Genomic DNA, 26,164 nt, shown 5'->3' on the forward strand with positions numbered 1-26,164 from the left:
CGCGGGCTGACGACCTTTACACAGTGATTAGACGAGGGTCTCGGCCCGGCGGTTCCACCCCTGTTACAGCAATTGGCCAGCACACTACCCAAGGATCGGTCTCGCTGACCAGTGCGTACGGTCACACCGGGGTCACCAGGTGCTGTTTGCCAGTAATCCGTACTGTGCGGCGGCCCGCTGATGGGCGTCGTCCAACTGGTCGCTCTCCACCGTCGCAACGTATTGGCGATACGTCACGACGCACCGGAACCGCTTGGTCTCGAAATCGTCCTGGACGGTACTTTCGCCGCATTTCGCATTCGGCAGCACCGCCGGCGCATCTGCGGGGCCCGGATAGGACCTGTCGAGAATCACGCCGGCGAGTTTGACCGCGGCGGCGGTATCCCGGGTTCGGTACAGCATGCTGTTGCTCGCCATTTCCGAACTCTTCGAGAAGCGGTCCACTCCGCTGAGTTTCATCAGGTGCGTCCAATAGTCCTGATCGCCAACTTGATTCAGGAAGCCGCGCAATTCGTAGCGGGACTGGGTGAGCAGATCGGGCGTGCCGAATGCGCTGGGACTCAGCGTCCGTCGCCACATATCGTCGGGATCGTAGGGCAGGCGCAGCGCGTCCTCTTTGCTGAGGGGTTTCAGGGCATCCAGTAGCGGCAGCTCGGCGTCGTACACCTTCTCGGCGAGGCCGGTCAGCTGCGCGACCTCCGGCGTCTTCCCGCCCACCATCAGATCGACGATATAGTTGCCGTGCGCCAGCGTCGATCCCATCGAGGCGACGCCGGGCCGCCAATGTGCATGCGCCGTCGGATATTTCGCCAGAGTGAGCGGCTGATTGACATCCGCGGCGACCCCGAAGTCGGCAGCGTCCAGTTCGGTAGCGGCCTTGGCCGCGGCGGCCTCGTCCGAAAACTGCACAACGGTCATCGCGGTGAACGAGACATCGTCCGATGTCGGTTTCGATTTATCGAGCGGCTGGTCGGCATTGCTGGCGCTGACGCCGATCAGCATGCCATTGTTCGCGAGCACCGGCCGGGCGACCGCCGCGAGCATGGTTGCATCGTCCATGTCGGTGAAGGACTTCATTCCGGTGCCGTACTTGAACATCGGATCGATCTCCGGACCATTGACCACATTATCGGCCAGCCGCATGGCCGCCAGGTTCAGGCCGTTATGCATATCGGGGTAGTAGATGTACCGCTGCTCGATCGGTGCGGTGGAGTACGGGCCCACATCGAGTGTGCGCACATCGATTTCGCCAGGGTGTGCTGTGCCGTCGAGATGCGATCCGCACCCGGCCAGTACCAGTGCGGCAATAGCCAAGGCGGCGCCGCGAATTCGTCGTGAACCCATCACAGTCCCCTCGGCTCAGTGAGCGTTGACCAGCATGGCGTACTGCGCGGAAATGCGCTGCTGGGCATCCAGCAACTGACTCGCCGACACTTCGGCGGCGAACCGGCCGTACGTCACGAAGCAGTAATGGGCGATCGCCGAAGTATCCGGGCCGATGTACTTGCGGCAGATGGCATTCGGCAGATTCTTCGGTGAATCGACGGGCCTGTACAGCCGTGAGGTTTCACTGTGCGCCGCAACGATCGCGGCCGCACCCGCGGCATCGCGGGCGCGGAATATGTAATCGCCCTTCCAGGCCACGCGGTCCACGCCCGCGTCGGCGAAGAGCTTGACCTCGCCGGGCCCCTGTACGACCTGCAGGCCGCCCTGCCGGTCGTAGACACCCGGCATGCCGGACTCCGAAGGATCGTCGGCGAAGGTGCTCAATGCGCGAGCCAGCACAGCATCCGGATCCACCGGTATGTCCATGAGCTTGTCCACCGGTGTGGCCGGGAATTTCGCGAGGGCGGGTGGCAGCACATCCAGGCTGCGTTGCACCCGGCCGATCTGTTTGGGCAGGTCCCCGGATTTGATCTCCGCCATGACGCTGTCGAAGATATTGGTGAGAATGACGAATTTGCCGGTGGCATACCAGGATCGGACCGGACCGCCGTCGTCGCTCGACGCCAGGGCGTACGCGGCCGGATACTTGTCGATCTGTAGGCGCTGAGCGCCGGGGGTGGAGTCGAAATCGGCCTGTCCGAGCGCCTGCGCGGCATCGGTCGCGGACTTCTCATCGGTGAAGAGCAGGACGACGTTCTCCAGCTCGTAGGACAGGCTGATCTTCTCGTCGGATTTGCCGCTGCTGACGAATCCGGAGAGGAATCCCTTTGCGAGGGATTTCAATACGGCTGGATCGGCAGTGACTCGGGAGGTGATCGCCTCCGAACCGAAGTCGACGAAGGTGCGGACCCGGCCGCTCATGGGCTGCGCCGGATATTTGACATCGGGATCGACCTCCACCGGTAGCGGTATGTAGCCGCCCAACCGCATGGCCTCCACCTGCTTGGCCATATCGAAGACGGTCGGTTTGTCGTAGTACTTGGGCTGAGTGGTCAGGTTTCCGACATCGAGGGTCGACAGATTCACGACCACGTGGGCCGGAGAAACGGGCTTCGGCGATGGTCCGCACGCGGCGGTCAGCGCAATCGCCAGCACTATCCCGGCGCTGAGCGCCACCCGCCCCAGTTTCCGCATGGTTCCCCTCTGTGAGCCCGTAGTCGGGCCACCCTACTTCACACGGTTGTGCAATACGGGCACTAATTTGCTGAGCAGAACCTGTTCCGAGTCCGGGGTCCAATTGCGCATGGCGGCGACGGCGGCGGGATCGTCGAGTGGCACCACGACGGCTCGTGAGCTGGTGATTTCGCTCGGCAGGCCGAGTAGTCCACCGCCACCGGCCTTTTCGTCACTGCGTACGGCGACGACGTAGGAGTTGTCGGAGACCTGCAATGAACCCCAGCCGTCCGAGGCCCGGGGTGAGGTCTCATCGCCATTGGGGGAGTAGGCGACGTTGTAGACGAAGCCGAGGCTCTCCATGAACTTCGCCTGCTGGCTGCCGGTCAGATAGATCGAGTAGTGGCCCAGGGTCGAGCCCTGCTGATTGACGTCCACCAGGGTGATGACTTTGCCCTGGAAGGCGGGATTGTTGTTGCGCGCCTGGGCTATCGGCGTCAGGCCACTGTTCGCCGAGGTGGGGGCGGCGTTTATCGAAGTGGGCGCGGCCACGGGGTCGGTGTGGTCGCTGCCGCTGAGGGCGAAGATGCCGACCCCGGCGGCCAGTGCCAGCACCACCGCTCCGGCTCCGGCGCCGATGTAGATGCGTTTGCGGCTCTTGCGCTCGGTCACCGAGGTCTTGGAAGTGACTGCGGCACTGTCCGGTGCGTGCAGCATGCCGGGCGATGCCACCTGAATGGGATAGGTGGGCGAGGTGAGGGTGGAGACCGGGTTGTAGCCCGGCGTCAGCGCATTCGCCGCCGCATCGGTGAATTCCCGGGAGCTGTTGAAGCGATCGGCGGGATTCTTGGCGAGGGCGCGCGCGAAGAGATAGTCCAGCGCCACCGGCAGATGCGGATTGATCGCGGTCGGGCGGGGCGGCGGCTCGTGTAGATGGCCCATCATGACCATGGCCGGTTGTGTTGCCGGATAAGGGTTCTGGCCGACCAGCAGTTTGTAGAACGAGCAGGCCAGGCTGTAGATATCGGCGCGATGGTCGAGGGCGCCGCCGGAGAGCTGTTCCGGCGGGGCATAGGCGATGGTCGCCACGAAACTGCCGGTCTGGGTGAGTTCGGTGGTGTCCTCGGTGGATTTGGCGACACCGAAATCGGCCAGCAGGGCGCGCTCGTCCTCGCCGTCCACACTGGAGAGCAGGAAGTTGGCGGGCTTGATATCGCGGTGCAGCAGGCCCTTCCGGTGCGCGTAGTCCAGGCCCTTGCCGACCTGGGTGGTAATGCTCAGTGCGCGCAGCGGAGTCATGGCGGCCGGATCGCGTTTGGCTTCGGCGGAGGCGTCGGTGCCCTCCACATACTGCATGGCGATCCACAGCTGGCCGTTCTCCTCGCCCCGATTGTGCACCGAGACGATATTCGGATGGTCCAGGCCCGCAACAAGATTGGCTTCGCGTTCGAAGCGCGCCCGGAACTCCTGGTCGCGGGACAGGTCCGCGGACAGCACCTTCAGCGCATCCATGCGCGGCAGGCTCGGATGCTTGCCGAGATAGACGGTGCCCATACCGCCGGAGCCGAGCACCCGGACGATCCGGTAGCCGCCGACGATGGTGCCGGGACTCATCGCCATGCTGGGACTCCTGATCGACTCGGTGGTACGGGCGGCTGCCAGCCGGAGCTTACCGACTGCGCCCGCTCCGGGATGACCTGGCGGAGGCGCGTGCACGTAACCTGGTCCGTGTGCTGAACGTCCCGCGCCGCGCGTATTCCAGGGGCCGGTTCCGTTGATGGATCGGCAGGTCGAGGTTGTCGCGGGCAACCATGTGCTCATACGGGTCGCGGGGGCGGTGCTGCTGGTCGCGCACCGGGAACGGGAGCGTCTGACCTCGGGTTCGCGTGCCATCGCGGCGGCGAATGCGCTGGCCGATCTGGTGAGTGAGGCGGCCGGGCAGTCGCCCGCGGGTCCGGGCCTGCTGGTGGCGCGGCAGGCCACGCGCTGGCTCATGAAGGACGCCGAGCGGATTTCGCCGGGACAGCCGGTCGAGTTCGGCATCCTGACCACCGCCGAGACCGGTGGCCTCGCGATCTTCCTGCACGGTTCGGTGACCGTGGTACTGGCCGGGCAGGCAGTCGAGTACTACCGCGGCAGTGATGCCGCGTTCACCGTGGACCGGGTCGCCGAGCATCCCGCGCGGGCGGCGGCGCTGTTCGTCGAGGACGGCAAGCGCCGGGTGCCGGCGCTACCCGAACGCGGAATCGGTTCGCTCGTGGCCGGTGTCGCGCAGGCCGGGGGCGCGGTGGTGTGGTTCGACGGGGAACCCGCGGTGCCGGCAGGGTCACTACTATCCGGGGGCGGTGCGCAACCGCTGGCCGGAAGTGGTGCACAGCCGCAGGAGCCGGATCCGCCGCCGACCGCCGCCTACGAATCGGATTCGCGGCCGATTCCGCTGGATCCCAACCTGACTCCGACCCGCACCTCGACCAGTGTTCCCGCCGGGCTGTATCTACCGCCCGCGGTGAGCGACGAACGGCAGCTCGAATCACCTCCCGCTACAGCTGGTTACGATCCGCTGGTCGAGCCCGCCGACGATTACGACCCGCATCGTGCGCCCACCGAGATGGGCGCACGACCGGCCGAAACAGGCGGCACCAATCCGGCGCCGAAGCCCGATCCGGATCTGCAGCGCCGGCTCGAGGCAACGGCCAAGGCCACCGCGCTCACCGTCAAGGTGCTCGGATTCAAGTGTGCGCGAGCGCATCCCAGCGATCCCCGGTCCGCGTTCTGCAGTGTGTGCGGGATGCCGGTGGATCAGACCCAGCCGGTGGCCGAGGTGATCCGGCCACCACTGGGCATGCTGGTGCTCGACGACGGTATGACCTACATGCTGGCCGCCGATGCCGTGGTGGGCCGCGACCCGGAGCAGTCCGAGGCGGCGCGGGCGGGGCTGGTGCCCTTGAAGATCGACGACAATTCCGGTGGCATGTCCCGGGCGCACGCCGAAATCCGCTTGGTGAACTGGGATGTCACGCTGGTGGATCGGGGGTCGACCAATGGCACGCGGGCGCGGCTGCCCGGATATCGGGATTGGGTTCGGCTGCAACCGAATCAGCCTATGACGCTGGTTCCTGGTACCGAGATGATGCTCGGTAATCGGCTGCTCAGGCTGGAGCCGGTCGCACCGCCGCCGTTCGGGTGATGCTGTGGATCCCGGCCAAAAGCATGCCGGGATGACGGGGCCTCGTAGGGGAGGGCGAGTGACCTATGAATAGCGCGAGGTGCAGGTGTTCTGGTTTCCCAGGACGCCGGCGCGGAACGCGTCTACTCGGGAGAAGCCGCTGGGCACCGTGTTTCCATCGGTGTCACTGGCCGCCAGCCCGTCGGTGAGCAGGCCCGACACCGCCTCGTCCAGATCGCCTGAGGACAGACCTATATCGCCGTCGGTCTTGGATCGGCTGGGGTCGGCCATTTTTCCGGTGATCACGCCGGAGAGGCAGGCCGCGCGCAGACCGGTCTTCGCGCCCTTGAGCGTCTGCCCGGTACTCTGCTGCACCGCCAGCGCATAGCGGGAGATGAACACCACGTAGGCGGTGAAGGCGCCGGTAACCTTGACCGGCAACCCGTCCTGCTCATCGGTATTGGCCACGCCGCGATCGTGCAGCGCGGGCAGATCGGTGCCAATGGTGTTGGTGGCCGGGCAGTAGGTGACAGGCTCGGTGTCTTTTCCGTTGCGGCAGCTCATCTTCGCGCTGTCGTAGCTGTATTTCGGCTCCTTGGAGATCGGCATGATGGCGGCCATCTCCTTGGTCAGCTGATCGAGATGCGGCTGGTCCACATCCGCTGCATTGTCGGTGGTCTCACTGCCCAGCGACTGCGGCAGATTGCCGCGCCGGCGCTCGATCTCCTTGGTATCGATGCCTTTACAGCCCTTGGGCCCGTCGGTGAAGCCGACCTGCACGGCGGTGACGCGTTCGAACGCGGAACCGTGCACGCTGCCCGGATCGCTCGGATTCTCATCCCGAATGGCGACGGTGGTGGCCAGGATGGCGTTCAAACCGTCGGAGGTATTGATGGTGAAATGCTTTGCTTTGCCCTCGGCCACATAGCGAATGAACGCGCCGGAGAAACAGTCGGCCTGCTGCTCCTTGACCAGGGTCGGGGTCTTGCGATTGACGATATTGGCCATGGTTTGGATGGCGTGGCCGTACTCGTGCGCCAGCACCGTCACCACCGACATCTTCCCGAAGGTGTCCTGCACGGTCGGCAGCAGCACCGTACGGTCCCAGCCGATGGAGCCGTCGAGACTGCAGAACGCGGCATTGACGAGCCGGTAGGTGCTCTCCTGACAGAACTGCACGGACTGCGCTCGCGGGGCCTTCGCGCTCCAGGAGATGAACTTGTCGACGGGTGTGAAGGCGCCGTCGAACTCCTTCGGATACTCACCCTGCCAATAGGTCTGAATATCGTCGAGGGCATTGAGTACCAGCTTGTCGATCGGCCCGCCGTCGGAATTCTGCGCTGTCAGCGTCGAATCCGGCACCCCGGCGCGCGGTCCGTTCGGACCGCTGGTGGTGGGCAGCCCGGCCACCTTGAACGGATCGTCGTAGATCGAGACCGCCCGGCCGCCGATATTTCGTGTGCATCCGGTCAACAGCACCGCGATCAAGGTGAGAACAGCGAATGCCACTGTCGCCCGGCGCCCGCGCATCCCCACGTCTACTCCCTCACGGCCGACCATAAATCCACCCCGGATCGGACATTGCGGCATACCGCGCTGCCCGAGCCCCACGCATATTATCTGCCGGGCCGCCATTGCGGCGTGCGGGTTACCTGCGGTTCCGGGCGGTTGCGACCGTATCGATGCCTACCGCCGGGGCTCTGCGCGGACGGGCCGATACTCCCCGGGTCCGCGGCGATGCAGCCGGTAGTATCCGGGCCATGTCTTTACCGGGGGCGCAGCAGATCACCGTGCGTCATGAAGGAACCGATCGGGTCTTCGACGCGAGCCAGCAGATCACTATGGGCCGGGCCCCGGAAGTCACAGTTTTTGTCGACAGCCCGCTGGTTTCCCGCGTGCATGCGACCCTGGCCTGGCGCGGGAACAGCTGGGTGCTCTCCGATAACGGCAGCACCAATGGCGTCTTCGTGGACGCCCGCCGGTTGAGCCAGCCGATCCCGATCGACCGGCCGACCCAGGTCCGGCTCGGTGATGCCATCACCGGTCCACTGCTGCACCTGATTCCGCGGGTGGTGGCTCCGCAGGGACCGCCGTCGCAGCCGCAGCCACAGCAGCGCTGGGTGCCGCCGGCACAGAATCGCCCGCAGCCTCCGCAGCCTCCGCAGCAGTGGCCACCCACGCCGCAGCAGCAGCGCCCGCCGGTGTCCGGGCAGCAGCCGCCCGTGCAAGGTGGACGTCCGCCTGTCAGCGGGGCTCAGCCGCCGGTGCACGTACCGTCGCGTCCTGCGCAGTCCGGGCCGCAGCATCCGGTCCAGCCGCAGTCCGGACAGCAGCATCCGGTCCAGCCGCAGTCGCGGCCGCAGCCGGTGCAACCGTCGGTGCCGCTGCACCCGGACGCTCCGGACAATCTGAATATGACTGCCAAGGCCAGCATTTCGGCGGCGCCGCCGGTGCGGGCCCGCTCGGCTACCGGTCCGGCCGCGCGTGCGGATCGAATTCCGCCGGGCGGCTTGAACATCGGCCGTACCAGTGACAATCAGATCGTCGTCAATGATCCGCTGGCCTCGCGCCGGCATGCCCGACTGCTGTCCGATCGCGGCAATCTGGCCATCGAGGATCTCGGGTCGGCCAATGGCACCTTCGTCAACGGCCGTCGTGAGCAGCGTTCGGTGCTGCGCGACCGCGACATCATCACCGTCGGCAATGTCGACTTCGAGGTCCAGCAGGGCACTCTGGTGCGCCGGGAGCGCCCGCCCGCCGAGCAGGGTCTGCACGTGCACGGGGTCAGTTTCACCGTCGAGGGCAATAAGCAACTGCTCGTCGATGTGAACATGCAGGCGGGGCGGGGCACGCTGACCGCGCTCATCGGCCCGTCGGGTGCGGGCAAGTCGACACTGTCGAAACTCATTGCGGGAACGACACAACCGTCCTCGGGTGTGGTCACCTTCGAGGGCCGCGGGCTGCATGCCGAATACGAAGCGCTGCGCTCGCGCATCGGCATGGTGCCGCAGGACGATGTGCTGCACCGGCAGCTCACCGTCAAACAGGCGCTCGGCTTCGCCGCGCAGCTGCGACTGCCACCCGATACCAGCAGGGCCGACCGGCAGCGCGTCATCGACGGTGTGCTGGACGAGCTTTCGCTCACCCAGCATGCCGACACCCGGGTGGATCGGCTCTCCGGTGGTCAGCGCAAGCGCGCCTCGGTGGCCATGGAACTGCTCACCGGCCCGTCGCTGCTGATTCTCGATGAGCCCACCTCCGGCCTGGATCCGGCGCTGGACCGTCAGGTCATGACCATGCTGCGCGAGCTCGCCGACGCCGGCCGCACCGTCATCGTGGTCACGCATTCCGTTGCGTGCCTGGACATGTGCGACCAGGTGCTGCTGCTGGCGCCCGGCGGCAAGACCGCGTTCTGCGGGCATCCGGGCAGTGTGCGCGACTTCCTCGGCACCAGCGACTGGGCGGAGATCTTCTCCCGTGTCGCCAGTGATCCCGATCGCGCCTTCGCGAATTTCCGCTCCCGGCAGGCGTTTGCGCCACCACCCCCGGCCGTGCAGCAGGGCGGAAAGGCCAAGCCGCCGAAATCCAGTGCCCTCAAGCAGTTCTCGACGCTGTCGCGCAGGCAGTTCCGGCTGGTGCTCGCCGATCGCGGGTATCTCGCCTTCCTGCTGATACTTCCGTTCGTGCTGGGCGGGCTGTCCCTGGTGGTGCCGGGTAAGAACGGCTTCCAGAAGGGCGGGTTCACCCAGATGCCCGACGGCTCCTTCGTTGCCACCGGCGGCAGTGAGGCGCAATCGCTGCTGGTGGTGCTGATACTCGGCGCCTGCTTCATGGGATCAACACTGACGGTGCGTGATCTGGTGGGCGAGCGTCCGATCTACCACCGCGAGCGCGCGGTCGGATTGCGTTCCGGCGCTTACCTGATGTCCAAGGTCGTGGTGTTCAGCTTCGCCGCCCTGCTGCAGTCCGGCGTGATGATGGGCATCGTGCTGGCGGCCAAGAAGCGGCCCGGACCGGGGGCGGTGATCTCCGCGGGCAGTGCCGAGTTGTACATCGATATCGCGCTGACCGCGGTGACCTGCGTGGTGGTCGGTCTGCTGCTGTCCACGCTCGCCAAATCCAACGAGCAGGTGATGCCGCTGCTGGTGGTCACCATCATGGCGCAGCTGGTCATGGCGGGCGGCATGATCCCGGTCACCGGCCGTGTTGTGCTGGAACAGGTTTCGTGGCTGTTCCCGGCGCGCTGGGGTTATGCCTCGGGGGCGTCGACGGTCAATATTCGCGAACTCTTCGCCACCGCGCAGCCCGATCGGCTGTGGAAGCACGCGGCGAATATCTGGTATCTGGATATCGGCATGCTGCTGGTGCTCACCGTCATTCTGACGCTGTTCACCTGGTCGCGGCTGCGGCTGAAGAAGTCCGCGACATGAGGCCCGGGGCCCGGTTGGACGGGGAGTCGCGCGCTTCCCTCGGCGAGCAGGCACACTGATGGCTGTGACAGCTCGAGTTGGGGCAGTGCATCTGGGCTGGGACGTGGTATCGGTGGCCGCCGGTGGCGGTGGTGCGTCGATACGTCCTGTCCAGGTCGAGGGCACATATACGCCGCCCGCCTATCTGCTGGCGGATTCATCCGGCCGACTGCATACCGCAGGTGTGGACCGGCGTCCCGACGTCGGTATCGCCATCTCCGATGTGCGCGACATCCTCGGGCATCCGCAGATCGTGGTGGCCGGGGCGACCTGGCCCGCGGACCTGGTGTTCCGGGCCCGCATGTTCAATCCGCTGGCGGCGGTGATCAAACATCTGGGCGGGCAGCCCGACGTGCTCGCACTGCCCTTCCCCGATGAGTGGCCCGACCCCAAGGTCGACGAATTCGTGCGCCTGGTCGAGAATCTCGGCGTCGTCGCCGAGGCGCTGCCGGAATCGGTGGCGCTCTCCGGATACATTCGCGCGCTCGGCCTGGTGCGCGGCACCGGTCGCGGGCCGGGTGTCGGCGCCACCGGCGTCTACTCCGATGGACGCGAAGTGCTGGTGGTGGCCGTGCACGGCGATGACGATCAGCCCACCGAATCGGTGAGCGTGGCCATTACCGCCGACGCCCTGCACCAGGCGCGGGCCGCCGACAATGTGGTCATCGAGGTGATGGCGGCCGCGCGCGGCGTCGGCGCCGATACCTCCACCGTGCTGCTGGCCGGCAATGTGTGCTTCAACGACGCGCTGCGGCTGGCCTTCCAGAACCATCTCGGGCACCGGTTCCACGTGGCGGAGCATCCGATGCACGCGCTGGTGCTCGGCGCTACGCATCTACTGGTCAATGACAGCGAGCTCACCGCGGAAGCGATGGCGGCTCGCTCGGAAACGCAGATGCCGCAACAGGGTTCGGCTCCGAATACGCCACGGCATGCGGACCACGGTGGCCGGGTCGGGCCCTCGACCGGGGAGTTCCCGCGGCACGGACAGGTCGTGCCGCAGAGCCCGGCTGTGCCCGAACCCGTCGGCGCAGAGGCGCGGCCGGTGGATCAGGGGCCGCGAAATGTGGTGCCGCCGAGCGAATCCGGTGCCCCGCGTACCGAATCTCCGCATGCGGCAGGTCCGGTCACCGGAGCGCAACCGGTGGTCGATCCGGCGGGCGCCGGGGAAACCCGGCGGGTGACGGCGGAGGATCTCGCGCAGATTCCGACCGCGTCGCGCGGTGGACTGCCGCCGGGGCTGGCGGGCGTGGGTGGACGTTTCACCCGGCCGCCGGGGACTCCGGCCGATGATCAGATGACGGCTGTGATGGGTCATACGCCGCAGGGTTATGGTCCCGGGCAGCCGAATCCTGGTGCAGGGCAGCAGAATCCCGCTGCCGGTCAGCCGAATCCTGCTGCGGGTCAGCCGAATCCACCTGCGGTGCAGTACGGCCCGGGTTACGGTCCGACCGGCGGACAGCAGGGACAGCCCGGTTACGGGCAGCAGGGGCAACCCGGCTACGGCCCGGGTCCGCAGGACGGGTCCGCGCAGGGCCAGTACGGCCAGCCGGGACAGGGCGGTTACGGTGCTCCGCCCGCCGGATACGGCCCGGGCAACTACGGCGGCCCGGGTGCGAACTTTGCGGGTCCTTCCGGAAACGCTCCTGGTCAGGCCGGTGCGATGTACGGTGGGTCGATGCCGCAGAGTGGGTCGCGTCAGCCGAATCCGCAGCCGCCGGAAGAAGGTGCCGGACAGCCTGATTCGGATTCCGGTGGTGACGGGAAGCGCAAGGGCAAGCTGTGGAACAAGGTGAAGGGCAACCTGTTCGGTGCGCCCATCATCATCGGCGCCGCCGCGCTGGGGGCCATGGGCATGATGCATTCCGATGCCGAATCGGTGCAGCTCGCGTCCGGGCAGTTCGGTGTCTCCGACAGACTCGACACCCACCTGATCGATCAGGTCTGCGCGCTGACCCCGTGGGCGTCGGGTACACCGCTGCCGGGCATCTCCAGCATCGATGATCCGCAGCACCTAGGTTGCCTCACGCTCGGCATCGATACGCTCCGCTACACCATTCCGGGCCCGGTCCGCGGTGTGGACCCGGGCCCTCCCATGCAGATCTGACCGGGCTACTACCGGCCGGAGCCCGGTTCCGGCCGGTCGGTCCACGGCCGGTTTCAGGTCCGCGGGGCGGCGCTGGTACTGTGGCTCGTTGGCGTGCGGTACGGCCGGGTTCATTCCTGGCTGTCGCGCGAGCCCCGGGTCTCCACCAGCCGCCGGGGATCACTCGACCACATGCCTGGCTGGCACCACATACGACAGACAGGGAACGACTGTGCCTACGTACAGCCCGAAGGCGGGTGACGTGACCCGCCAGTGGTACGTCATCGACGCCACTGACGTAGTCCTCGGCCGTCTCGCCGTTCAGGCAGCGAACCTGCTGCGCGGCAAGACCAAGCCGACCTACGCTCCGCACGTCGATGGTGGCGACTTCGTCATCATCATCAACGCTGACAAGGTTGCCGTTTCCGGCAACAAGCGTGAGAACAAGTTCATCCACACCCACTCCGGGCACCCGGGCGGTCTCAAGTCCCGCTCTGTCGGCGAGATCCTCGACACCCGCCCCGACCGTCTGGTCGAGCGCGCGGTCAAGGGCATGATCCCGAAGAACAAGCTGGGTAACAGCATCGGCGGCAAGTTGAAGGTCTACGCAGGCCCGAACCACCCGCATGCCGCTCAGCAGCCCATTCCCTTCGAGATCAAGCAGGTTGCCCAGTGACCGCTCCTGAGGAATTCAACGACGACGAGTTCGTCGTGGAAGACACCACCGTCGAGGTCGTCGAGGAGGGTGACGGCTACGAGGCCGAGTTCACAGCCGAGGAAGAAGAGACCTTCGCCGCGGTCCTGACCGACCGCCCGGTGCAGACTGTCGGCCGCCGCAAGGAAGCCGTTGTTCGCGTGCGCATGGTGCCGGGTACCGGCAACTTCGTGCTGAACGGCCGCACCATCGAGAACTACTTCCCGAACAAGGTGCACCAGCAGCTGGTCAAGTCCCCGCTGGTCCTGGTCGAGCGTGCCGAGTCCTTCGACATCTTCGCTCGTCTCGTCGGCGGCGGCCCGTCCGGTCAGGCCGGCGCCCTGCGTCTGGCGATCGCGCGTGCGCTGATCATCGTCACCCCGGACGACCGTCCCGCCCTCAAGCGCGCCGGCTTCCTGACTCGTGATGACCGCGCCGTCGAGCGTAAGAAGTACGGTCTGAAGAAGGCCCGCAAGGCGCCGCAGTACTCGAAGCGCTGATTTTCCGCCGTCGGGCTGCACCGTGTTCGAACCTTCACTGGACCGAACGCGGTACGGTCTACACGGCAACCTGTACGAGAGCAGGCTCCCTGCAACGGTTTTCGCAAACCGTCCGGGCGCCTGCTCTCGTGCTGTATCGACCAGTCAGGGGTGAGGTATGGGACGTTTGTTCGGCACCGACGGAGTCCGCGGGCTCGCCAACGACACGCTGAGTCCGGAACTGGCGCTGCAGGTTTCGGCCGCGGCGGCGCAGGTGCTCAGCCGCGGGAAGAAGCGCGCACTGGCCGTGGTGGGGCGTGACCCGCGTGCGAGTGGTGAAATGCTGGAGGCCGCCGTTATCGCGGGCCTGACTTCCGTTGGCGTGGACGTGCTTTCGGTGGGTGTACTGCCGACACCGGCCGTCGCCTACCTGACCGGCGTGTACGACGCATGCCTGGGCGTGATGATCTCCGCCTCGCACAATCCCATGCCGGACAATGGCATCAAGATCTTCGCCGCCGGCGGGCACAAGCTCGACGACGTCATCGAGGACCGCATCGAGGCGCTCATCGCCGAAGGCAGGTTCGTTCGACCGGTCGGCGCGGGCGTCGGGCGGGTACTGGGCAAGCCCGGCCAGCTGTTCGGCTCACATGATCAGTACAGCCTCGAAGGCACCCATGAGCGCTATGTGGAGCACCTGGTGGAAGCCACCGGGCGTGACCTGAGCGGGCTCACCGTGGTGGTGGACTGTGCGCACGGCGCGGCCTCCGAGGTCGGCCCGGCCGCTCTCCGCGAGGCGGGCGCGACGGTGGTCGCCATCAATGCCGATCCCGACGGCCTGAACATCAACGAGGGTTGCGGCTCGACACATCTGGGGCAGATCCGGCGTGCGGTGGTCGAGCACGGCGGCGATCTGGGCCTGGCCCTGGACGGTGACGCCGACCGCTGCCTGGCCGTGGATGCCACGGGCACCGTGGTCGACGGCGACGCCATCATGGCCGTCATCGCCTTGGCCATGCGGGACTCCGGTGAACTGGCCGAGGACACTCTAGTCGCCACCGTCATGAGCAATCTGGGTCTGCACATCGCCATGCGCGAGGCCGGAATCGCCATGCGTACCACCGCGGTCGGCGATCGCTACGTGCTGGAGGAGCTGCGCCGCAGCGGTCTCACCCTCGGCGGCGAACAGTCCGGCCATGTGGTCCTGCCGAAGTTCGGCACCACCGGCGACGGTGTGCTCACCGGGCTGAAGCTGATGGCCCGGATGGCCGAAACCGGCCGCACCCTGGCCGATCTCGCGGCCGTCGTGCAGACGGTTCCGCAGGTGCTGGTGAACGTGCATGTCTCCGACAAGGCCGCCGTGGCGGTCGCCACCGAGGTTGTCGCGGCGGTCACCGAAGCCGAGCGGCTGCTCGGCGACACCGGCCGAGTCCTGCTGCGCCCCAGCGGAACCGAACAACTCGTCCGCGTCATGGTGGAGGCCACCGATCCTTCCCTCGCCCAGCGCCTGGCCGACGACCTCGCCAAGCTGGTGGCGGCTGTCTGAGGTCGGTCTTGCTAACCGAACAGAGGAGCCCTCGGCCCCCGAGGGGGAGACCGGCCCTGGTCACCTCTCGAAACAAACCCCGAACACCCCGGCCGTCATACCTCTTCAGGCTCTCGATCGGTGCGCTCTTTTGTCTTGTGCGTTTTGCTCTTTCACTCCCGATCGCACCAGCGCGGCGGGGGCGGCTACTCCTCGGTGAGTTTGCCGTTTTCCAGGTGCCAGCGGCGGGTAGCGCGGACATTGTCGAGCATGCGGCGGTCGTGGGTGACCAGGAGGACTGTGCCGGTGAAGGATTCGACGGCCTCCTCCAGTTGTTCGATGGCGGCTAGGTCCAGGTGGTTGGTGGGCTCGTCCAGGACCAGGAGGTTTACGCCGCGGGCCTGGAGCAGGGCCAGGGCGGCGCGGGTGCGTTCGCCGGGGGAGAGGGTGTCGTTGGGGCGCAGGACGTGTGGGCCGCGGAGGCCGAATTTGGCCAGGAGGGTGCGGACCTCGGCCTCGGGCCAATCGGGGATTTCGGCGCTGAAAGTGTCTGCGAGAGTGTCGGTTCCACGGAACAGGCCGCGGGCCTGATCCACCTCGCCGATCGCCACCGCGGAGCCGAGTGCGGCGGATCCGGTGTCCGGCTTCGTCTTTCCGAGCAGTACCGACAGCAGGGTGGATTTGCCCGCGCCATTGGCGCCGGTCAGGACGATGCGGTCGCCGTAATCCACCTGCACGGTGACCGGGCCGAGCGTGAAATCACCGCGCGTCACAGTCGCATTCGAGAGGGTGGCGACGACCGAGCCGCTGCGGGGGGCGGCGGCGATGACCATGCGCAGTTCCCACTCCTTGCGCGGCTCCTCCACCGCGTCCAGGCGTTCGATGCGGCGCATGGTTTGCTTCACCTTCGACGCCTGCTTCTCGGTGGCTTCCGCGCGCGCCTTGCGGCCGAGCTTGTCGGAGTCCTGCTTGCTCTTGCGGCGGGCATTGCGCACACCGTGTTCCATCCAATTGCGCTGCATACCGGCGCGGGCTTCGAGGCCGGCCTTGGTGTCGGCGTAGTCCTCGAAGGCTTCGCGGACGTGGCGGCGGGCGATCTCCCGTTCCTCCAGATACGACTCGTAACCGCCGTCGTAGATGCCGACCTGCTGCTGCGCCAGATCCAGCTCGACAATGCTGTTCACGGTGCGCGCCAGGAACTCTCGATCGTGGCTGATCACCATGAGCGGTTCGCGAATGCCGGTCACAAACTGCTCCAGCCGGGCCAGGCCGTCCAGGTCGAGGTCATTGGTGGGCTCATCCAGGAGCAGAATGTCGAAGCGGGACAACAGGACCGAGGCCAGACCGGCGCGGGCGGCCTGGCCGCCCGACAGCACTGTCATCGGGGTCTCCAGGCCGTGCGGGAGGCTCGCGGTCAGGCCGAGGTCGGCGGCGGTCTCGTCGGCGCGCTGTTCCAGATCCGCGCCGCCGAGTGCGAGCCAGCGTTCCAGGGCGGGGGAGAACTCGTCCTCGCCGCCGTCGGCCAGCCGTTCGGCCGCCGCGTCCATGATGCGCTGGGCCTCGCCGACGCCGGTGCGCCGACGCAGGAATTCGAGCACGGTCTCGCCCGCGATGCGCTCCGGCTCCTGGGCCAGATAGCCGACCGTGGCATCGGGCGGGCTGAGGGTGATCTCGCCCTCGGGGGCGTGCCCGTCGGCGAGCATGCGCAGCAGGGTGGACTTTCCGGCGCCGTTCACTCCGACCAGGCCGATCACGTCGCCGGGGGCCAGTACGAGATCGAGGTCTTCGAAGAGGGTGCGTTCGCCGTGTCCGGCAGCGAGTCCGCGCGCATGCAGAGTGGTGCTCACCTGCGCGATTCTGCCCTGTTCAGGGTTGCACCCTGACCCCGGCCTCCCGAAGTTCAGGGTCGGAATGGGTCAGGGGACCGATGTGCGGCCGGCCTGGAGTGCGGAGAGTAGAGGTATGACAACACAGACCACCAAGCGACTGACCCTCTCGAGCGATGACAAGTGGATCGCCGGAGTCTGCGGCGGTATCGCCGAATACTTCGGCTGGAGCGCCAATGTCGTCCGGCTGCTCTTCGTGCTCTCCTGCCTGCTGCCCGGACCGCAGTTCATCCTGTACATCATCCTGTGGATCATCATTCCGAAGCGCTGAGTTATCCACAGCTGAGAGTTATCCACATTCGGTATGAACAACCTGCGTGCCACCGGCGTGAGTGACAGGATGGTTATCACGTCACTGCGGAGGAGCGCACATGGTCACATCGGGTGATCTGCCGGGTCTTGACCTGCCGAATCTCGACTCACATTCCGAGCTCGGTGCGCTCGGCGCGGTAGAGCTAGCGCACCCGACCCAGGATATCGATGGTGACGGTCTGCCGGACACCGTGACCACCAATAGCGACCATGCCATGCACGTGTGGACCGATATGGATCACGACGGGTACGCCGATCATGTGACCGTCGTGGATTCCGGCGGTGACTACTCGGCCTGGGAGTTCCATCATCATCCGGACGGCTCCTCCGAGTGGGTGCGCACAGACGAAGGGCGCCTGGGCAAGTAGCCGAACCGGGGGGATTCGAGCGAGGGGGGATCGATGGGTGGATTCGACGTGCTCGGCGTAGATCTCGACGGGCTGCGCGACACGATCACCACACTGCGGGATTGCGCCGAAACGCTGGAACAGCAGTCCCGCCGGGTCGGTGCGCATAGGTTCGGCATCGGCAATGATGAAGCCGGGCGCAACTATTCGGCGTCGGGTGCGGCAGTGCAGCACGGATTCGAGCACATTGCGGCATGTCTGCACGGTTGGTCTGCGGCTACGGCCGCCACCGCCGATGTATTCGACCGCGCCGCAGCGGAATACGCGCGTATCGACCACGAGCGCGCGGCCGCCGTATCGGGGGTGCATCCATGACCTTCGATATGAGCGGCAAATCGATCGACGACATCCTGGATTACGGCGCGCCGGGGCTGGAGTACTGGGAGCGGTTCCTGCCGCTCTACGACAAGGCGTTCACAGCGACACACGACGTTGAGCGCAGCGCCCTGCAAGCCGCGTACGACGAGCAGCGCGGCGCCGACCTCGCGAAACTCGACAGTGCGCGAGCGGAATTGGTGCAGGCGCTCGATCAGTCCGAAGCGCAGTGGGCTGCCCAATACGGTGCGGCGCAACGCCTCCCGTCCTGCTGGACCAGCGGCGCCGGCGGTGAGGCGCTCGCCATGGTGGTCAACCAGCTGCGCCGCGCCCGGGAAGATCTCGACGCCGCCCGCACGGCCGCCACGGCCATCGGTGCTGCCGTCGAGCCACTGCGGCAGGCCGTGCTCACCAAGGCCGAGAACGTCCTCGCCCTGCTCGAGGAAACCCCCAACGGTGCAAGGAAACTCGCGATCGCCGGCAAATGCCCGGACGATATCGACGCCATGCTCGGCGACCACCCCGACCCCTGGCTCACCACCACCTTCAAACCCGATGTGGAACACAAACTCGCCGCATTCCAGGCAACCTGCGCCGCCACCAACCACTGCTTCGAAACCCACTACGACACCATCGTCGCCGCCCTGAACCAGATCCTCGACCTGCCCTACCCCCAACCTGCCACCATCCCCATCGTCGTACCCGCTCCGGAACAGTCTCCGGACGCGGCTTGGGGCCGGAATTCGGAACCGGCCCCGGCTGACCGGGGGCAACAGCCGCCACCGGCGCCGGAGACCGGATGGGCGCAGCGACCGGAACCGGCTCCCGTGCAACCACATCAGAGCTATCCATCGGTCACCTCAGGCGGCCCCCAGGCCGACTCCGCGCCGACCGCACCGGCTTCGGTGGAATCGCAACCAGCCCAACCACGCTCCCTGCCCGACCCATCCCCGGACTCCCGCTCTGCCGGAGGTGCACAGCCCCGATCGGTGCCGAACACTCCGCCTGCGGAGGTGCAGTCGGTCCCCAACGTTCAGCCGAATGGTTCAGCCCAGCCCGTGCCCTCTGCTACGCCCGACGGTGCCAACCGGACCCAGTCCGCACCCGGCGCACAATCGGGTGGCTCCAGTCACCTGCAGTCCCGGCCCAATTCGGATCCCAACGGCCTCACCAGCCTGGCCGACCTCGTCCGATCCCTGCTGTCAGTCCTGGACCCCAGCAAGCTCTCCTCCCTGACAGACCTCCTCCACCCCTCCGATCCTTCTGCCCACCCAGATCCAGCCGCCGATCCCGCCCCGGACTCACAACACCCGGGGGACCATCCGTCCCCGACCGGTAAAGACGGCGGAGCTCCCGCCGAGCAATGTCCGCAACCCGGCGCCAATCAGCCTGAGCAGAAACATCATCCGGAGTCCAATCCGGACCCTGCCCCCGCAACCCCGAGTGCCGACGAGAAGTCATCACCCGATCGCTGCCCCGCGCCTCCCGCTCAGCACCAGCCCGCGTCCTCCTGCGACAGCCCGCCACAAACAGCGGAATGCCCAGTGCCGCAGCGGGAATGCCGAACCGGCCCCGATCCCTCCGCCCTGTCGGCCGACGGCGGCCCCGCATCCTGCCTGATCAGAGGCACGCCCCCGCCCGGCACCACCCAGGCGCCCCCTGACTGCAACCCACCGTCGCCAGACGATGGCCCGGTGCAGCCCAACGATCCGGCTCACCCTCCGAATCCAGGCCGAGCCTCTCCCATCGAGTGCGCAATACCGCCCGGCGCCGATCAGGTCTCGCCCGATCAAGTGCGACTGACTCCGCACACCGACGCCACCCCTCTGGTGCCGCCCGACCAGGCACTACCGCCCGATCCGCCCGCGCCGGACGGCAATTCGCCCCCTCCCCGAGGGAACAGCGACCTGTCCGTCGAAATCCCAGAAGGTGGGGTAGAAATCCCTGAACTCTCAGACGCCACGCCGCCATGACATTGAACGCGCGGCCCTCTCGTGTCCGGCCCGCATCCGCCGCAGGCCAGGTGCCGTGCGTGGCAAGGCCCGAGTCGGTCGGCAGTTCTTCACTGTCGCGTCGGCGGCCGGAGGCAGCGCCCCGTCCATCGAAATCCCAGAAGGTGGGGTAGAAATCCCCGAGCTCTCGGACGCCGCGCTGTCGTGACACGGAACGCCCTGGAAGTCATGGCCGCCCTCGCAGGTCGGTGGCCGCACACAGAACTCCGCATCGAACGGGAGTTCTCCACGATCGCCGAATACAGCCGCCGGCGGCCGAAATCTGGCATGGCGGAGTAGAAGTCCCCGAGCTCGCGGACGCCACGCCGCGAGATTCAACCGCGTCGGATGGCGGACCCTGCGGATGGGGACCGGGCGCAGCTTGTACGCAGCTCGTATATGCGATGTCGCCCCGTCATCCCGGCATGCTTTTGGCCGGGATCCACACCCGCTGTGCTCCAGTTGGTTTCGGCGGATTCCGGCCACAGACTCGGGGGGAATGTGAGTTCGTCGCGGAGCCACCCGGGACGGTAAAGCGGCCGGATCGATGCTGCCTAGATTGAATTGGCAGGCACTGGGTGTGGTCGCGGAATCCTTCGCACAAGGTGCTGTCCGGCGTGCGGGATCGGAGCCGATTGGTTACCGGCCGAAATACCGTGTGGCGGAGTCGGAACCGCCCGGGTCGCGGGGTGAGTTACTTGCGGAGGGCTTGTACGAGTTGGAGGATGGGGAGTTTTTGGGGGTGCTCCGGCTCTTCTTCGGCTGCTTCCGGGTCGACGATTTCGGTGTGGGGGAGGAGGGCTTCGGGGTCGGCGAAGAGTTTGTACTTCTTGTCGCCGAGGAGTTCGAAGTTCAGGAAGCCGACGAGGAGGGCTCGGGTGAGGCGTTCGGTTTTGGGTTCGTGCTTGCCGGCGCCGAGGGCGGAGAGGGCGCGGCGGCCCTCGACCATGCCGTTGTGCGTGGCCTTTTCGACCGAACGCAGGATCGTCTTGCCACCCCAGGCGGTGGCGAGGGGGATGGCATTGGAGCTGACCGAGCCGATATCGGTGGCGCCGGCCAGGATCAGTGCGGCGGTGTCGATTCCGGGGGCGAGGGCCTCGGCGGACGGGGCAGTGGGGGACGGGTAGAGCGCGGCGACGGCCGCGACCTCACGCTGCGAGGCGGCGATGACGGCCGCGCCCGCACCCATGCCGTGCCCGGCCAGCGCCAGCCGATCGGGGTGCACGCTGATAGCGCCGCCGCCCAGGCGCACCCCGGCACAGATGTCCAGGGTCGTCAGCAGATCGGTCGCAAGGTTCAGATGCGAAGGGATCGGCCCGCGTTCGGTATCGGGCGCGGCGGCAACGTAACCCCAGGAGGCCAGATGTTCCAGCAGCCGCCGATAGTTCGCAGCACCGGTCAGCCAGCCGTGCCCGAAGGCCACCGCCGGCAGGTTGAGCCCCTTCTCGGGCGTGTACACCACCCCTGGCTGCCCGGCTATGCCGAGGTTGCCGCGCAGCACCGAATGCGGGCCGCGGGCGGTCAAAGTGCTCAGGAGCGATTTCACAGACGCCGACACGACAGTGAACTTATCCGATCGCCGCGCCCTTGGGGTGTTTCGGCCGGTCCCGTCCGCACTGGGATTCAGAAGCCGGTGCTACCCCAGTAGGCTGGTGGCCCATGTGCGGAATCGTGGGGTACGTGGGGTACCGGGACGCCCTCGGTGTGGTGGTGGACGCGTTGCGCCGCATGGAGTATCGCGGCTACGACTCTGCCGGAGTCGCCATTCTCGACGGCGCGGGCGGGCTCGCTGTCGAACGCAAGGCGGGCCGACTCGCCAATCTGGAGGCCGAACTCGCCGAGGCGGGAACGGATCGTTTCGCGGGCACCACCGGCATGGGCCACACCAGATGGGCCACCCACGGCGCACCCACCGACCGCAATGCGCATCCGCATCGAGACGGCAGCGCCCGGGTCGCGGTGGTGCACAACGGCATCATCGAGAACTTCGCGCCGCTGCGCCGTGAACTCGAAGACGCCGGAGTCGAACTCGGCAGCGATACCGACACCGAGGTCACCGTGCACCTGGTGGCTCGCGCCTATGCCATCGGCGCGACCGCCGGAGATTTTGTGGCGTCCGCGCTCGCCGTGGTGCGCCGCCTGGAAGGCGCGTTCACCCTGGTCTTCACGCACGCCGACCATCCCGGCACCATCATTGCCGCGCGTCGTTCCACCCCGCTGGTGGTGGGTGTCGGCAAGGGCGAGATGTTCCTCGCCTCCGATGTCACCGCCTTTATCGAGCACACCCGGGAGGCCGTGGAGCTCGGCCAGGATCAGGCCGTTGTCATTACCGCCGACTCCTACGTCGTCACCGATTTTGCCGGTAACCCCGACGAGGTCCGCACCCGCCCGTTCACCATCGACTGGGATCTGGCCGCCGCCGAGAAGGGCGGTCACGACTATTTCATGCTCAAGGAGATCGAGGAGCAGCCGGCCGGTGTGGCCGACACGCTGATCGGTCACTTCCAAGACGGCCGGATCGTGCTGGACGAGCAACGCCTCACCGATCAGGAACTGCGCGAGTTCGAGAAGGTCTTCGTGGTCGCCTGCGGCAGTTCGTATCACGCGGGACTGCTGGCCAAGTACGCCATCGAACACTGGACCCGGCTGCCCGTCGAGGTAGAGCTGGCCAGCGAATTCCGTTATCGCGACCCGGTTCTGGACCGCTCCACCCTGGTGGTCGCCATCTCGCAGTCCGGCGAGACCGCCGACACGCTGGAGGCGGTCCGGCACGCCAAGAGCCAGAAGGCGCGAGTCCTGGCCATTTGCAATACCAATGGCGCGCAGATTCCCCGCGAATCCGATGCCGTGCTCTACACCCGTACCGGGCCGGAGATCGGCGTGGCGTCCACCAAGGCATTCCTCGCGCAGATCACCGCGAACTACCTTGTCGGTCTCGCGCTCGCGCAGGCGCGCGGGACCAAGTACCCCGATGAGGTGGCCCGCGAATTCGCCGAGCTGGAGGCCATGCCGAAACTGGTCGCCCGCGTTCTGGAGTCGGGAGATCAGGTGCGCGCCCTGGCCCGGGAACTCGCCCACGTCTCCACGGTGCTGTTCCTCGGACGGCATGTCGGCTACCCGGTGGCGCTCGAAGGTGCGCTGAAGCTCAAGGAATTGGCGTACATCCACGCCGAGGGCTTCGCCGCCGGTGAGCTCAAGCACGGCCCGATCGCGCTGATCGAGGAGGGCCTGCCGGTATTCGTGGTGATGCCCTCGCCGAAGAGCCGCGCCGTCCTGCACTCCAAGCTGCTCAGCAATATTCGCGAGATCCAGGCGCGAGGCGCGCGCACCATCGTCATTGCCGAGGAAGGCGACGACACGGTCCGCCCCTTCGCCGATCACCTGATCGAAATCCCCGTCGCCCCAACCCTTTTCCAGCCGCTCCTGGCCACCGTCCCGCTGCAGATCTTCGCAGCCGAAGTCGCACAGGCCCGCGGTTACGACGTCGACAAACCCCGCAACCTCGCCAAGTCCGTCACCGTCGAGTAAACCGCACCCAGCGCTGGACGCCCGCGAATGGCCAAGGCCCCGCCAGGCGCGCCGCGGCCGAAGCAGCTCAATCGACCGAACAGCCCGTATCCAGTTCAAGCAGCCCATGTGCGGGCTGTTCGAACTCGATACGGGCTGTTCCGTCAGTGGCTGTGAGCGTGGGCGGGCGGTGATCGTCGGCTGGGCCGTTCTGGGCTACGGCCAGAACGTTTCCGGTGGACGGTTGCAGCGCCACGATCGCTGCGGCTGCGCACTGTTCCGGCAGTGGCCAGGCGGTGGGAGTTATGGGGCGGCCGCTATTCGACGGTGACCGAGCCCTTCATGTCGGGGTGCAGAGGGCACAGGTAGCGGTAGGTGCCGGGGGCGGTGAAGGTGTAGCTCCACTCGCCCTTGTGGATGATCGGGCTGTTGATGCCCAGTGCGACGTCGCCGATGCCCTGCACCGCGTGCGGGGCCTTGTCCGAGAACTTCCAGGTCACCATGTCGCCGACTTTGACGGTGATATCGGCCGGGGAGAACTTCATATCGTTCACGTCGACGGTCACTGCTGCGGGCTGTCTCGGGCCCGAGGTGGTGGCGGCGGAGGTGGAGGCCGCGGCCGCCGTCGTGGGTGCGGCCGACTTCGACGAATCCGACCCGCAGCCGCTCACGGCCAGCACTCCCGCCACCACGGTCACGAGGAGCAGGGCGCGGGCGGGCGAGTAGCGGCGGATCGACATGCCCGCCAGCGTAACCCTCACGATCAGCGGGCTATTCGCAGGCGTCGTCCGTGCGGAAATCGCTGCTCCGACATGCCGGAAGCGTCCTAACCGCCGCTGCGAACTGCTGAGATCAGCTGATGATCGAACAGCTCCGGCGATCGGGACGCCGTCGTTGATAGGTTCCCGGACCCGTCCGCGTGCATGCTTCGAGAGCTGGACGGGGCGTAGTCTGCAGACGTCGTAGGCAGGCGGGGTTCGCCCCCGCGGAACCCGCTGTCGCAGGGAGGCGAACGATGACCGCATCAGACCTTCGCGGATATTTCACGGCCGATGAGGTCCGCGCGGCGGAAGCGGAGCTGTTCACCCGCGTACCCGCCGGAATGCCCATGCGGCGTGCGGCTTTCGGTCTGGCGGAGGTCGTGGTGCGGGAGCTGCGGGAGCGGACCGGGGGAGTGGCTGGGCGTTCGGTGACCCTGCTGGTCGGCTCCGGCGACAATGGCGGCGACGCGCTGTGGGCGGGATCGTTCCTGCGGCGTCGCGGTGTTGCCGTGCAGGCGGTGCTGCTGTCGCCTGAGCGGGTGCACGCGGCGGGACTTGCGGCGCTGCGCCGAGCCGGTGGCCGGGTGGGTGCCGAGGTCGGTACGCCGGATCTGGTCGTCGACGGCATAGTCGGTATTTCGGGCCGCGGGCCGCTGCGTCCACAGGCGGCGGAATTTGTTGCCGGGGTGCGGGTTCCGGTGATATCCGTCGATCTGCCCAGCGGTGTCGACCCGGATACCGGAGTGGTGACCGGCCCGGCGGTCCGGGCGGCCGTGACCGTCGCCTTCGGCGCGTACAAGCCGGTGCATGCCCTCGCCGCGCCGTACTGCGGCCGAATTGAACTGGTACCCATCGGGTTACGACTTCCCGCGCCGAATGTGGTTGCCCTGGAACCGGAATCGATCGGTGCGGGCTGGCCGGTGCCGAAATCGACCGATGACAAGTACACCCAGGGCGTCACCGGTGTCTGTGCGGGCAGCTCCACCTATCCGGGCGCAGCGATCCTGTGTACCGGAGGTGCGGTGGCAGCCACCTCCGGCATGGTCCGCTATGTCGGAACCGGTGCCGCCCAGGTCCTCGCACACTTTCCTGAAGTTGTTGCTGCCCAGTCGATTTCTGAGACAGGTCGAGTCCAGTCGTGGGTTTTCGGCCCCGGCGCGGGCACCGACTCCGCCGCGCGGGACCGGCTCGCCGAAATCCTCGCCACCGACCTGCCCGTGGTGATCGACGCCGATGGTCTGACCCTGCTCGCGGCCGACCCCGGCCTGCTGAACGGGCGTGCCGCCCCCACCGTCCTCACTCCGCACGCCGGAGAATTCACCCGCCTCACCGGTGCGGACCCGGCCCCCGATCGTGTGGCCGCCGTTCGCAAACTCGCCGACTCCTGGCAGGTGACAGTCCTTTTGAAGGGCCGCGCCACCGTGGTAGCCGCCCCTGGCCACCCAGTCTTCGTCAACGAGGCAGGCGGCTCCTGGGCCGCCACCGCCGGCTCCGGCGACATCCTCTCCGGCGTCATAGCCGCCCTCCTCGCCGCCGGCCGCGACCCCGCCTGGTCCGCCGCGGCCGCCGCCCGCGTCCATGCCCTGTCCGCCAACCTCGCCGCCCGTGCCACCACCGCCGCAGGCGCCCCCATTTCCGCCTCCCCCCTCCTGGCCAACCTCCGCAACGCCATCGGCACCCTCCGCGACCTCGCCGCCGCCTGACCACCTCGGTCCCCGACCGCTGCGAGCCCGCCGGCTCTGGCCTGCGACAGCCGCCCGCTGCTGCGCATGTGTCTTCCGTCGAGGAGCCCAGCTGCCGCAGCTGCCGCAGCTGCCGCGGGTCCACGCACAGCCGCGCTCGCCGCAGGAGGTTCCCGGCCTGCTCACATCGACGTGCGGCCGTGCACATCAGCACGTCCGCTGCTGATCACCGGCTGTCCTGATAGATCACCGGTGGTGCCGCACGCGATGGCGAACAACCTGAGGCACAGCGTCACTCGCTGATATTCGTGTTCTGCCGCGTTCC

Annotated in this window: 19 protein-coding genes; 12 read left to right on the top strand and 7 right to left on the bottom strand. The window is 67.1% G+C overall.

Annotation, left to right across the window (positions count from 1 at the left end):
- Positions 1-132: 132 nt before the first annotated feature.
- From JWN03_RS27715 to JWN03_RS27725, 3 genes are read right to left on the bottom strand one after another with little or no spacing between them, the layout of a single operon-like run.
- The gene (locus tag JWN03_RS27715) at positions 133-1,344 is read right to left on the bottom strand and encodes a DUF7373 family lipoprotein (RefSeq protein ID WP_297621211.1); all 1,212 of its coding nucleotides are present in this window, start codon (positions 1,342-1,344) and stop codon (positions 133-135) included.
- A gap of 15 nt (positions 1,345-1,359) precedes the next feature.
- Entirely contained in the window at positions 1,360-2,580 is a 1,221-nt protein-coding gene (locus JWN03_RS27720; RefSeq protein WP_297621213.1) for a DUF7373 family lipoprotein, read from the bottom strand.
- Positions 2,581-2,613: 33 nt separating this feature from the next.
- Positions 2,614-4,179 (bottom strand): serine/threonine-protein kinase, encoded by a 1,566-nt coding sequence (locus tag JWN03_RS27725; protein WP_297621215.1) that lies wholly within the window; start codon positions 4,177-4,179, stop codon positions 2,614-2,616.
- 157 nt (positions 4,180-4,336) lie between these two features.
- Here JWN03_RS27725 and JWN03_RS27730 point away from each other — a divergent pair, with 157 nt between their 5' ends.
- A complete protein-coding gene (locus JWN03_RS27730) occupies positions 4,337-5,746 on the top strand; it encodes an FHA domain-containing protein (protein WP_297621217.1) in 1,410 nt (469 codons plus the stop codon).
- Between the two features lie 63 nt (positions 5,747-5,809).
- Here JWN03_RS27730 and JWN03_RS27735 read toward each other — a convergent pair whose 3' ends face one another.
- Positions 5,810-7,255 (bottom strand): metallopeptidase, encoded by a 1,446-nt coding sequence (locus JWN03_RS27735; RefSeq protein ID WP_297621265.1) that lies wholly within the window; start codon positions 7,253-7,255, stop codon positions 5,810-5,812.
- A 230-nt stretch (positions 7,256-7,485) separates the two neighbouring features.
- On the opposite strand from JWN03_RS27735, the gene JWN03_RS27740 reads away from it, so the two are divergent.
- The 5 genes from JWN03_RS27740 to glmM all read left to right on the top strand — a co-directional run bounded on the left by JWN03_RS27740 (position 7,486) and on the right by glmM (position 14,999).
- Positions 7,486-10,155, top strand: a complete 2,670-nt coding sequence (locus JWN03_RS27740) for an FHA domain-containing protein (RefSeq protein ID WP_297621219.1) — start codon at positions 7,486-7,488, stop codon at positions 10,153-10,155.
- A 64-nt stretch (positions 10,156-10,219) separates the two neighbouring features.
- Positions 10,220-12,301: a hypothetical protein gene (locus JWN03_RS27745; RefSeq protein WP_297621221.1), complete on the top strand. Its 2,082-nt coding sequence runs from the start codon at positions 10,220-10,222 to the stop codon at positions 12,299-12,301.
- 211 nt (positions 12,302-12,512) lie between these two features.
- Entirely contained in the window at positions 12,513-12,956 is a 444-nt protein-coding gene (gene rplM / locus JWN03_RS27750; protein WP_297621223.1) for a 50S ribosomal protein L13, read from the top strand.
- Entirely contained in the window at positions 12,953-13,474 is a 522-nt protein-coding gene (rpsI, locus tag JWN03_RS27755) for a 30S ribosomal protein S9 (protein ID WP_297621225.1), read from the top strand. The genes rplM and rpsI overlap by 4 nt, the downstream gene beginning before the upstream one ends.
- Before the next feature lie 157 nt (positions 13,475-13,631).
- Positions 13,632-14,999, top strand: coding sequence for a phosphoglucosamine mutase (glmM, locus tag JWN03_RS27760; protein WP_297621227.1), 1,368 nt, complete (start codon positions 13,632-13,634; stop codon positions 14,997-14,999).
- Positions 15,000-15,184: 185 nt separating this feature from the next.
- Here the strand turns inward: glmM and JWN03_RS27765 are convergent, their stop codons facing one another.
- A complete protein-coding gene (locus tag JWN03_RS27765) occupies positions 15,185-16,825 on the bottom strand; it encodes an ABC-F family ATP-binding cassette domain-containing protein (protein WP_297621229.1) in 1,641 nt (546 codons plus the stop codon).
- Between the two features lie 115 nt (positions 16,826-16,940).
- On the opposite strand from JWN03_RS27765, the gene JWN03_RS27770 reads away from it, so the two are divergent.
- The 4 genes from JWN03_RS27770 (at position 16,941) to JWN03_RS27785 (ending at position 19,871) form a co-directional block, all read left to right on the top strand.
- Positions 16,941-17,135: a PspC domain-containing protein gene (locus JWN03_RS27770; protein WP_297621231.1), complete on the top strand. Its 195-nt coding sequence runs from the start codon at positions 16,941-16,943 to the stop codon at positions 17,133-17,135.
- 100 nt (positions 17,136-17,235) lie between these two features.
- A complete protein-coding gene (locus JWN03_RS27775; protein WP_297621233.1) occupies positions 17,236-17,544 on the top strand; it encodes a DUF6802 family protein in 309 nt (102 codons plus the stop codon).
- Between the two features lie 33 nt (positions 17,545-17,577).
- Entirely contained in the window at positions 17,578-17,898 is a 321-nt protein-coding gene (locus JWN03_RS27780) for a hypothetical protein (RefSeq protein WP_297621235.1), read from the top strand.
- Positions 17,895-19,871 (top strand): hypothetical protein, encoded by a 1,977-nt coding sequence (locus JWN03_RS27785; RefSeq protein ID WP_297621237.1) that lies wholly within the window; start codon positions 17,895-17,897, stop codon positions 19,869-19,871. The genes JWN03_RS27780 and JWN03_RS27785 overlap by 4 nt, the downstream gene beginning before the upstream one ends.
- Positions 19,872-20,583: 712 nt before the next feature.
- Here JWN03_RS27785 and JWN03_RS27790 read toward each other — a convergent pair.
- On the bottom strand, positions 20,584-21,447 hold the full coding sequence (locus JWN03_RS27790; protein WP_297621239.1) for a dienelactone hydrolase family protein: 864 nt from the start codon (positions 21,445-21,447) through the stop codon (positions 20,584-20,586).
- A gap of 101 nt (positions 21,448-21,548) precedes the next feature.
- Between JWN03_RS27790 and glmS the strand changes: the two genes are divergently transcribed.
- Positions 21,549-23,417, top strand: coding sequence for a glutamine--fructose-6-phosphate transaminase (isomerizing) (glmS, locus tag JWN03_RS27795; protein ID WP_297621241.1), 1,869 nt, complete (start codon positions 21,549-21,551; stop codon positions 23,415-23,417).
- Between the two features lie 296 nt (positions 23,418-23,713).
- Here glmS and JWN03_RS27800 read toward each other — a convergent pair whose 3' ends face one another.
- Positions 23,714-24,157: a cupredoxin domain-containing protein gene (locus tag JWN03_RS27800; protein WP_297621243.1), complete on the bottom strand. Its 444-nt coding sequence runs from the start codon at positions 24,155-24,157 to the stop codon at positions 23,714-23,716.
- A gap of 254 nt (positions 24,158-24,411) precedes the next feature.
- On the opposite strand from JWN03_RS27800, the gene JWN03_RS27805 reads away from it, so the two are divergent.
- Positions 24,412-25,860 carry an NAD(P)H-hydrate dehydratase gene (locus JWN03_RS27805; RefSeq protein ID WP_297621245.1) on the top strand — a complete coding sequence of 483 codons (1,449 nt, stop codon included), beginning with the start codon at positions 24,412-24,414 and terminating at the stop codon, positions 25,858-25,860.
- Positions 25,861-26,164 lie beyond the last annotated feature (304 nt).

This window comes from Nocardia sp. (assembly GCF_025465275.1).
In the GTDB taxonomy this organism is placed as follows: Bacteria; Actinomycetota; Actinomycetes; order Mycobacteriales; family Mycobacteriaceae; genus Nocardia.

Bases quoted from the DNA above. Each gene is read 5' to 3' on its own strand.
- JWN03_RS27715 (WP_297621211.1), bottom strand. From the start codon at position 1,344: ATGGGTTCACGACGAATTCGCGGCGCCGCCTTGGCTATTGCCGCACTG.
- JWN03_RS27720 (WP_297621213.1), bottom strand. From the start codon at position 2,580: ATGCGGAAACTGGGGCGGGTGGCGCTCAGCGCCGGGATAGTGCTGGCG.
- JWN03_RS27725 (WP_297621215.1), bottom strand. From the start codon at position 4,179: ATGGCGATGAGTCCCGGCACCATCGTCGGCGGCTACCGGATCGTCCGG.
- JWN03_RS27730 (WP_297621217.1), top strand. From the start codon at position 4,337: ATGGATCGGCAGGTCGAGGTTGTCGCGGGCAACCATGTGCTCATACGG.
- JWN03_RS27735 (WP_297621265.1), bottom strand. From the start codon at position 7,255: ATGCGCGGGCGCCGGGCGACAGTGGCATTCGCTGTTCTCACCTTGATC.
- JWN03_RS27740 (WP_297621219.1), top strand. From the start codon at position 7,486: ATGTCTTTACCGGGGGCGCAGCAGATCACCGTGCGTCATGAAGGAACC.
- glmM (WP_297621227.1), top strand. From the start codon at position 13,632: ATGGGACGTTTGTTCGGCACCGACGGAGTCCGCGGGCTCGCCAACGAC.
- JWN03_RS27770 (WP_297621231.1), top strand. From the start codon at position 16,941: ATGACAACACAGACCACCAAGCGACTGACCCTCTCGAGCGATGACAAG.
- JWN03_RS27775 (WP_297621233.1), top strand. From the start codon at position 17,236: ATGGTCACATCGGGTGATCTGCCGGGTCTTGACCTGCCGAATCTCGAC.
- JWN03_RS27780 (WP_297621235.1), top strand. From the start codon at position 17,578: ATGGGTGGATTCGACGTGCTCGGCGTAGATCTCGACGGGCTGCGCGAC.
- JWN03_RS27785 (WP_297621237.1), top strand. From the start codon at position 17,895: ATGACCTTCGATATGAGCGGCAAATCGATCGACGACATCCTGGATTAC.
- glmS (WP_297621241.1), top strand. From the start codon at position 21,549: ATGTGCGGAATCGTGGGGTACGTGGGGTACCGGGACGCCCTCGGTGTG.
- JWN03_RS27805 (WP_297621245.1), top strand. From the start codon at position 24,412: ATGACCGCATCAGACCTTCGCGGATATTTCACGGCCGATGAGGTCCGC.